Annotated in this window: 8 protein-coding genes and 1 pseudogene; 6 read left to right on the forward strand and 3 right to left on the reverse strand. The window is 73.3% G+C overall.

The features are described 5' to 3' along the window. On the forward strand, positions 1 to 564 hold a 564-nt coding region (locus tag QZ433_RS08155), incomplete at its 5' end, for a 2-oxo acid dehydrogenase subunit E2 (RefSeq protein ID WP_295781738.1). A gap of 153 nt (positions 565 to 717) precedes the next feature. On the opposite strand, the gene QZ433_RS08160 is transcribed toward QZ433_RS08155, so the two are convergent. Beyond that, positions 718 to 1,527 (reverse strand): TetR/AcrR family transcriptional regulator, encoded by an 810-nt coding sequence (locus QZ433_RS08160; RefSeq protein WP_295781740.1) that lies wholly within the window; start codon positions 1,525 to 1,527, stop codon positions 718 to 720. A 123-nt stretch (positions 1,528 to 1,650) separates the two neighbouring features. On the opposite strand from QZ433_RS08160, the gene QZ433_RS08165 reads away from it, so the two are divergent. From QZ433_RS08165 to QZ433_RS08185, 5 genes are read left to right on the forward strand one after another with little or no spacing between them, the layout of a single operon-like run. Then, the gene (locus QZ433_RS08165; RefSeq protein ID WP_295781742.1) at positions 1,651 to 3,276 is read left to right on the forward strand and encodes a carboxyl transferase domain-containing protein; all 1,626 of its coding nucleotides are present in this window, start codon (positions 1,651 to 1,653) and stop codon (positions 3,274 to 3,276) included. 2 nt (positions 3,277 to 3,278) lie between these two features. Continuing rightward, positions 3,279 to 5,276: a biotin carboxylase N-terminal domain-containing protein gene (locus tag QZ433_RS08170; protein WP_295781744.1), complete on the forward strand. Its 1,998-nt coding sequence runs from the start codon at positions 3,279 to 3,281 to the stop codon at positions 5,274 to 5,276. After that, entirely contained in the window at positions 5,273 to 6,451 is a 1,179-nt protein-coding gene (locus tag QZ433_RS08175) for an acyl-CoA dehydrogenase family protein (protein WP_295781747.1), read from the forward strand. The genes QZ433_RS08170 and QZ433_RS08175 overlap by 4 nt, the downstream gene beginning before the upstream one ends. Next, entirely contained in the window at positions 6,448 to 6,915 is a 468-nt protein-coding gene (locus tag QZ433_RS08180; protein ID WP_295781750.1) for a MaoC family dehydratase, read from the forward strand. The genes QZ433_RS08175 and QZ433_RS08180 overlap by 4 nt, the downstream gene beginning before the upstream one ends. Beyond that, entirely contained in the window at positions 6,912 to 7,766 is an 855-nt protein-coding gene (locus QZ433_RS08185) for a CoA ester lyase (protein ID WP_295781753.1), read from the forward strand. The genes QZ433_RS08180 and QZ433_RS08185 overlap by 4 nt, the downstream gene beginning before the upstream one ends. Before the next feature lie 51 nt (positions 7,767 to 7,817). On the opposite strand, the gene QZ433_RS08190 is transcribed toward QZ433_RS08185, so the two are convergent. Beyond that, the gene (locus tag QZ433_RS08190; RefSeq protein ID WP_295781756.1) at positions 7,818 to 8,405 is read right to left on the reverse strand and encodes a histidine phosphatase family protein; all 588 of its coding nucleotides are present in this window, start codon (positions 8,403 to 8,405) and stop codon (positions 7,818 to 7,820) included. A gap of 50 nt (positions 8,406 to 8,455) precedes the next feature. After that, positions 8,456 to 8,576 (reverse strand): annotated as a pseudogene (locus QZ433_RS08195) (NAD-dependent deacetylase); the annotation flags it as partial.

Here is an 8,576-nt window from a genome sequence, read left to right on the forward strand (position 1 = left end):
CTCAAGACCGACCGGGCCCTCGACGGGCATCGCATCGGGCTGCTCGCGATCGTCGCGAAGGCGGTGTGCCTCGCCCTGGGACGCACACCCGCGCTGAATGCGAAGTGGGACGAGGCGAACGGCGAGATCGTCGAGCACCACTACGTCGGCCTCGGCATCGCCGCCGCGACCGACCGCGGCCTGGTCGTGCCGGTGATCGCCGACGCCGACCGCCTCGACCTGGTCGACCTGGCCGACGCGATCGCCGAGCTAGCCGCCACCGCCCGCGCCGGCCGCACGGCCCCGGCCGCCATGACCGGCGGGACGTTCTCGATCACCAACGTCGGAGTCTTCGGCGTGGATGCCGGGACCCCCATCCTCAATCCGGGGGAAGCCGGGATCCTCGCCGTCGGCGCCCTGCGCCGCACCCCGTGGGAGCACCACGGCGAGATCGCCCTGCGCGACGTGCTGACCCTCAGCCTCTCGTTCGATCACCGACTGGTCGACGGCGCCGAGGCGGCGCGGTTCCTGAGCGACGTCGCCGGCGTGCTGCGCGAGCCCGGGAGGGCGATGCTGCTGCGCTGAGCGAGCGACCGTCGCGTCGAGGGACGGGCCGGGTGCCGGGGGAGTGGTCGCCCTCGGCACCTCCCGCGCACCGAGTGTCCACGGCACCCGGACGGGATATCGGGGGCGTCCGGGTGTCGTGGACACCCGACCGGCGAGGGGACGGGACGGGGGTCAGGCGGTGAGGGCCGCGAGGGCCATGCGGGTCAGCGTCGGACGCACGCGCGACGACGGCACGCCGCGCACGCTGTGCGGTGTCGAGTTGATCAACCCGAAGCACGCGAGGGCCCGCACACGCCGTTCGGCGGGGGTCTCGGCATCCGGGTCCGCGGTCGCGAGGGCGGCGGTCCAGACGTCGACGTAGGCGTTCTGCAGGGTGCGGACCGTGCGGCGGTCGGCGGGCGAGAGGCGGTCGAGGTCGCGGTCCTGGACGCGGATGACGTCGGCCTCGGCGAGCGCGAACGCGACGTGGAAGGCGACGAGCTCCCGCAGCAGCCCCGACCCCGGGTACACGCGCGCCGGATCCGCGGATGCCGGGTGCGCCGTAGCCGGGTCCCCGGATGCCGGGCGCGCACGGCTGCGGGGGGATTCGGCGACACGCCGGTCGGCGGCGACCGAGGGCGGCGCGTCGGCGACGGGGCTCGCCGGTGAGGGGGGCGCGGCGACCTCGCGGCCGCCGCGCAGCAGTCGTTCGCTCACGTCGACGAGGATCGCGCCGAGCAGCGCCTGCTTCCCCGCGACGTGGCGGTAGACCGCCGGACCGCTCACGCCCGCCGCGGCGCCGATCTCCTCGAGGGTGACGCCGTCGAAGCCGCGCTCGGCGAACAGGCGCGCGGCCGCGGCGAGAAGGGCGCGGCGACGCTCCGCCTTGGCGCGGTCGCGTGCCGTGCCGGTCGCGAGGGCCCCGGTCGCGGCGGAGGCGGGACCGGCGTGCGCCGGATCCGGGCCCGCGCTTTCCTCGGGCTGCTCGTTCGCTCTTGTCATCGGCATCCGCTCGGACTAATCTGGCATTTCAGTTAGCCAACATTAACTGAAACTCGCTCCCGACGGAACGACCCGAGGGATACGACGGTGCCGTCGACGATGCGGCCCCGAGACGGAGCCGCCATGAGCACAGCACCGGTCGCCGACCCCATCTCGGCCGCACCGCAACACGCGGGTGCAGCCCCCGCGGAATCCGCCCCCACCCAGGCCGCTCTCGCCGCCGCGCTGCGCGAGACCCTCGCCCGCACCTCCCGCGGCGGATCCGACGCCGCGCGAGAGCGCCACACCGCCCGCGGCAAGCTCCTCGCCCGCGACCGCATCGATCGCCTCCTCGACGAGGGGAGCCCCTTCCTCGAGGTCGCCCCGCTCGCTGCGCACGGCCTCTACGACGGTCAGGCCCCCGGCGCCGGCGTCGTCGCCGGCATCGGCCTCGTTCACGGCCGCCACGTTATGGTCGTCGCCAACGACGCCACGGTGAAGGGCGGGGCGTACTTCCCCCTCACCGTGAAGAAGCACCTGCGCGCGCAGGAGATCGCGCTCGAGAACCGCCTGCCGTGCGTCTACCTCGTCGACTCCGGCGGGGCGTTCCTGCCGATGCAGGACGAGGTGTTCCCCGACCGCGACCACTTCGGCCGCATCTTCCGCAATCAGGCGCAGCTGTCGGCCCGGGGCATCCCGCAGATCGCCGCCGTGATGGGCTCGTGCACCGCGGGCGGGGCGTACGTCCCGGCGATGAGCGACGAGAGCGTCATCGTACGAGGCCAGGGCACCGTCTTCCTCGGCGGACCGCCCCTGGTCAAGGCGGCGATCGGCGAGGACGTCACGGCCGAACAGCTCGGCGGCGGCGACCTGCACGCCCGGCGCTCCGGCGTGGTCGACCACCTCGCCGACGACGACGAGCACGCGCTCGAGATCGTCCGCGACATCGTCCGCACCCTGCCGCCCACCCCGGCCCCCGTCTGGGCCGTCGAACCGGCGAAGGACCCCGTCCGAGACCCCGCGGAGCTCTACGACCTCGTCCCCGTCGACGTGACCCGCCCGGTCGACATGCGCGCCGTCATCGACACCCTCGTCGATGCCGAATCGCTGCACGAGTTCAAGGCGCTCTACGGCGAGAGCGTCATCACGACCTTCGCGCGCATCCACGGCCACCCCGTCGGCGTCATCGCCAACGACGGCGTGCTCTTCAGCGAGTCCGCACTGAAGGTCGCGCACTTCATCGAGCTGGCCGACCAGCGCGGCATCCCCCTGCTCTTCCTGCAGAACATCACGGGTTTCATGGTCGGCCGGGATGCCGAGGCCGGCGGCATCGCCAAGGACGGCGCCAAGATGGTCACCGCCGTCGCCACCACGCGCGTACCCAAGCTCACCGTCCTCGTGGGGGGATCGTACGGAGCCGGCAACTACGCCATGTGCGGCCGCGCGTACGACCCGCGATTCCTGTGGACCTGGCCCGCGAGCCGCATCTCCGTCATGGGCGGGGCGCAGGCGGCATCCGTCCTCTCCACCGTCACGCGGGACCAGCGCGCCGCTCGGGGCGAGGAGTGGACGGATGCCGAGCAACGCGCGTTCGAAGAACCCATCCGCGCCCGCTACGAGCAGCAGGGCGACCCGTACTACGCCACCGCCCGCCTGTGGGACGACGGCGTGATCGATCCCGTCGACACCCGGACGATGCTCGGCCTCGCGCTCGACGTCGTCAGCCGGGTGCCGCTGGCCGACCGGGGCTTCGGCCTCTTCCGGATGTGACCATGAGCGTCTCCTTGTTCTCGTGCGTCCTGGTCGCGAACCGGGGCGAGATCGCCCGCCGGGTGATGCGCACCCTGCGGCGTCTCGGCATCCGTTCCGTGGCCGTCTACACCGACGTGGATGCCGATGCCCCCCACGTGCGCGAGGCCGACCGGGCCGTGCGCGTGCCCTCGTACCTCGACGCCGAGGCCGTCGTCTCGGCCGCCGTGTCGACGGGCGCCGCGGCCGTGCACCCGGGCTACGGCTTCCTCAGCGAGAACGCCGGCTTCGCCCGCGCGTGCGCGGACGCGGGCGTCGTGTTCGTCGGACCCGGCGTCGAGGCGCTCGAGGTCATGGGCGACAAGATCCGCGCGAAACAGCACGTCGCCGCCCACGACGTGCCCACGGTGCCCGGGTTCTCGGCGGTGGGCCTGACCGACGCGCAGATCGCGGTCGAGGCGGAGCGCGCCGGGTACCCCCTGCTCGTGAAGCCATCGGCCGGTGGCGGCGGCAAGGGGATGACGGTGGCCACCGGGCCGGCCGACCTCGCAGACGCCCTCGCCACCGCCCGACGCGTCGCCCGCGCGGCGTTCGGCGACGACACCCTCCTGCTGGAGCGCCTGCTGGAGAGACCACGGCACATCGAGGTGCAGGTCCTCGCCGACGCCCACGGGACGACCCTCTCGCTCGGCGAGCGCGAGTGCACCCTGCAGCGGCGGCACCAGAAGGTCATCGAAGAGGCGCCGTCGCCCGTCGTGGACGCCACGACCCGGGCCCTGCTCGGCGAAGCCGCCGTCGCCGCCGCGCGCAGCGTCGGCTACCTCGGTGCGGGCACGGTCGAGTTCCTCGTCGCCGGCGATCGCGTCGACGAGCCGTTCTTCATCGAGATGAACACGCGGCTGCAGGTCGAGCACCCGGTCACCGAGCTCGTCACCGGTGTCGACCTCGTCGAGCAGCAGCTGCGCGTGGCCGCCGGTTTCGCGCTCGAGCCCGGTCCCGCCCCGATCGTGGGGCACGCGATCGAGGCGCGCGTGTACGCCGAGACGCCCGCCCGCGTCTACCTGCCCGCCACCGGGACCGTCACCCTCTGGCAGCCGGGCGACGCGCGCGTCGACAGCGCCGTCGAGACCGGCAGTGTCGTGAGCGCCGCCTACGACCCGATGATCGCGAAGGTCATCGCCCACGGCCCCGATCGCGCCACCGCCCTCGCCCGCCTCGACGCCGCGCTCGCCGGCACCGTCGTGCTCGGCGTCGACACCAACATCGCCGACCTGCGCGCACTGCTCGCCGACCCGGCGGTACGCGCCGGCGACCTGGACACCGGGCTGCTCGATCGGCGGGGGACCCCCGCCGCCCCCGAGGTGCCCGCCGCGGCCCTCGCCGGGGTCGCGAAGCGGATCGCGGATGCCGAGACCCCCACCGACCGCTCGGTCTGGGACCGCGTCGGGGCGTGGCGCGCCGGCGGAGCCGCCCCGGTGCGCACGGTCTTCCTCGAGGACGACGCCGGACGCGTGCACGACACGACGCCGGGGACCGGTGACGCGACGGTCATGGGCGGCCCCGACGAGTTCTGGGTGCACGCGGACGGCGGCGCCCACCGCCTGCGGGTGCTGTCGCGACGCGACGCGTCCGTCCGGCGACGCGCCGCGGCGCACCGCGAGCCGGGAGCCCTCGATCCCGACCTGCTCGCACCGCTGCCCGGAACGGTCGTCGCCCTGCACGTCGCCGACGCCGACACCGTCGGCGCCGGCGCCCGGCTCGTCACGATCGAGGCCATGAAGATGGAGCACACGATCGTGGCCCCCCACGCCGGGGTCGTCCGGCTGCGCACGTCGGCCGGCGCGCAGGTGGCGCGCGACGCGGTCGTCGCGACGGTGACGCCCCCAGCCCCGGTCCCCGAGCCTGTCGCGACACAGGTGCCTGAGCCTGTCGAAGGGCCCGGTGCCCCCGCCCGCCCCGGATCGAACGATCCCGCCGAGATCCCGGCATCCACCCCCTCCCCTGAGGAGACCCATCCGTGAGCATCGACAGCCAGCAGGCCTTCACCGACGACGAACGCGAACTGAGCGCGATGGTGCGCGAGTTCTCCGACGAGGTCATCGCCCCGCGCTCCTACGAGGCCGACCGCGCCCACGAACTGCCCCTCGACCTCGTCCAGCAGATGGGCGACCTGGGGCTGTTCGGGCTGCCGTTCCCCGAGGAGGTCGGCGGTCAGGGCGGGGATTACGCCAGCCTCTGCGTCGCGATCGAGGGCGTCGCGCGGGTCGATCAGTCGATGGCCATCACGCTCGAAGCCGGGGTGGGCCTGGGCGCCATGCCGATCCACCGCTATGGCACCGAGGCGCAGAAGGCCGAGTACCTGCCCGACCTCGTCGCCGGTCGCGCGCTCGCCGGATTCGGACTCACCGAGGCCGAGGCGGGAAGCGACGCCGGAGCGACCCGCACCACCGCGCGTCTCGAGGGCGGCGAGTGGGTGATCGACGGGACCAAGCAGTTCATCACCAACTCGGGCACCGACATCACCCGCTTCGTCACCGTCACGGCGGTGACCGGGCGCACCGACGCGGGCCGCCCCGAGATCTCGACGATCATCGTGCCCAACGGCACGCCCGGCTTCACCGTGGGTCCCGCCTACGACAAGGTCGGCTGGAACGCCAGCGACACGCATCCCCTCACCTTCGACGGCGTGCGGGTGCCCGAGGCGAACCTGCTCGGCGAGCGCGGGCACGGGTTCAAGAACTTCCTGCGCACGCTCGACGAGGGGCGCGTCGCGATCGCCGCCCTCGCCACCGGCGCCGCCGAGGGCTGCCTCGAAGCCGCGGTCGACTACGCCCGCAGCCGCACGGTCTTCGGCGAGCGCCTCTCGACGCGGCAGAACATGCAGTTCCTGCTCGCGCGCATGCACGCCCGCGTGCACACCGCCCGCCTCGCGTGGGTGCACGCCGCGCGCCTGTGCGACGCCGGGAAGCCGTTCTCGGTGGATGCCGCGGTCGCCAAGATGACCGCGAGCGACGCCGCGATGGCCAACGCCCGCGACGCCACGCAGGTGTTCGGCGGAAACGGGTTCATCAACGAATACCCCGTCGCCCGGCACTACCGCGACTCGAAGATCCTCGAGATCGGCGAGGGGACCACCGAGGTGCAGCTCATGGTCATCTCGCGCGCGCTGGGGCTCACGGGTACCGTGGCCGCATGATCGAGCAGCGGGGCCTGTATCTGGAGGAGTTCGTCGTCGGCGAGAGGTACGCCCATCGGCCCGGTCGCACGGTGACCGACGCCGACAACGTGCTCTTCACGACGCTGACGATGAATCCGCAGGCCCTGCACCTGGATGCCGCCTACTCCGCGACGCAGCCCTTCGGTCGCCCGCTGGTCAACTCGATGTGGACGCTGTCGACCCTCGTCGGCCTGTCGGTCGCGCAGCTGACGCAGGGCACGCTCGTCGCGCAGCTGGGACTGACCGACGTGAGCTTCCCCGCGCCGCTGTTCGTCGGCGACACCCTGGTCGCCGAGACCGAGATCGTATCGGTGCGGCCCTCGGCATCCCGTCCCGGTCAGGGGGTCGTCGTCATGGCCCATACGGGGCGCTCGCAGAACGACGAGGTCGTCGCGACCGCGACGCGTACGGTGCTGATGTGGTCGAAGGAGGGACCGGCATGAGCGGGCGTCACCCGGATCCGACCCGAGCATTCGACATGGGGCCGGCGCTCCTGTTCGTGCCCGGTGACCGACCCGAACGCCTGTCGAAGGCACTCGAGAGGGCGGATGCCGCCATCCTCGACCTCGAAGACGCCGTCGCCCCGGAGGCCAAGGAATCCGCGCGCGCCGCGATGATCGCCGCCGATCCCGACCCCGCGCGCGTGATCGTCCGGGTGAACGGACCCGAGACGGCCGACTTCGCGCGGGATCTCGACGCCCTCGCGCAGACCCGCGTGCGGCGCGTGATGGCCGCCAAGGCGGAGGACCCGGAGGCGCTCGCCCCGCTCGAGGGATACGACGTCATCGCCCTGTGCGAGACGGCGAGGGGAGTGCTCTTCGCCCCGCGTATCGCCGCGCTCCCGCAGGTCGTCGCACTCATGTGGGGCGCCGAAGACCTCGTCGCCAGTCTGGGCGGAACCTCCAGCCGCCATGACGACGGCTCGTATCGCGACATCGCACGGGCATCGCGGGCCCGGGTGCTGCTCGCTGCCGGGGCCTTCGGCAAGAGCGCGATCGACGCCGTGCACGTCGACATCGCCGATCTCGACGGGCTGTCGAACGAGGCGAGGGATGCCGTGGCCTCGGGATTCACCGCCACCGCGTGCATCCACCCCGGACAGGTCGCGACGATTCGCGGGGCGTACGCCCCGCCCCCCGAGCAGGTGGCGTGGGCGCGGGGCGTCCTGGCGGCGGCGGAGGGAGCGCGCGGAGTGTTCCGTCACGAGGGGCGCATGATCGACGAGCCGATCCTGCGTCACGCCCGGTCGCTCGTCGCCCGGGCGCGGGAGGTGCCGCGGGGCGCAGAGGGCTGAGCGCGGTCGAGGTGCCCGATCCCTCGCGGGATCCGAGTGTCTCGCCTGAGCTCAGCTCGCAACGCCGGCGTACGCGAGCATCTCCCAGCGGTCGCCGTCGACGCGGAACGTCGTCGCCGAGCAGTTGGGCAGACGCTCGCCCTGGCGGGGGAACTCCCCGTCGGTGGCGAACATGATCACCTCGCGGATGAGGGCGCCGTGCGCGACGGCGATGACGTCGACGTCGTCGGCGGTGTCGGCCAGCACCTCGGCGATCGCGGCGAGGGCGCGCTCGCGCACGACGGGCCACGCCTCGGCACCCGGGACGTCGGCGGCGTGCCAGGGACCGTAGGTGTCGGCGAACGTCGGCGCGTCCATTCCCTCGGCTTCGCCGTAGGAGCGCTCCTGGAGTCCCGGCATCCGTCGACTCACCGTGGTGCCCAGCGCCGCTGCGATCACATCGGCCGTCTCGGCCGCGCGCGACAGGTCGCTCGAGACGACGACCACCTCGCGACCGGCGTACTCGGCCGCCAGCGTCTCGGCGATTCCCTGCGCCTGCACGCGTCCGGTGTCGTTGAGGGGGATGTCGGTCGAGCCCTGGATGCGGCCCCCGTAGTTCCACGCCGTCTCACCGTGTCGCACAAGAGTCAGGATCGTCACGCCTCGAGCCTAACCGGGTGCACGGGTGGGGGCGGCCGGCCCGTCGAGCCCTACAGCAGTCCCGGAAGCCGCTCGGCGAACGCCCGCAGCACGGCGGTCGTTCCACCGTCGATCTTCACGGCCGCGCGCTGATCGGCGCGCGTGGCTCCGCGGTTGACGATGACGACGGGC

It is taken from the genome of uncultured Microbacterium sp. (genome assembly GCF_913776565.1).
Lineage (GTDB): Bacteria > Actinomycetota > Actinomycetes > Actinomycetales > Microbacteriaceae > Microbacterium.

Excerpts from the sequence above, each read along its gene's own strand:
- QZ433_RS08160 (WP_295781740.1), bottom strand. The coding sequence starts at position 1,527 with ATGACAAGAGCGAACGAGCAGCCCGAGGAAAGCGCGGGCCCGGATCCG.
- QZ433_RS08165 (WP_295781742.1), top strand. The coding sequence starts at position 1,651 with ATGAGCACAGCACCGGTCGCCGACCCCATCTCGGCCGCACCGCAACAC.
- QZ433_RS08170 (WP_295781744.1), top strand. The coding sequence starts at position 3,279 with ATGAGCGTCTCCTTGTTCTCGTGCGTCCTGGTCGCGAACCGGGGCGAG.
- QZ433_RS08180 (WP_295781750.1), top strand. The coding sequence starts at position 6,448 with ATGATCGAGCAGCGGGGCCTGTATCTGGAGGAGTTCGTCGTCGGCGAG.
- QZ433_RS08185 (WP_295781753.1), top strand. The coding sequence starts at position 6,912 with ATGAGCGGGCGTCACCCGGATCCGACCCGAGCATTCGACATGGGGCCG.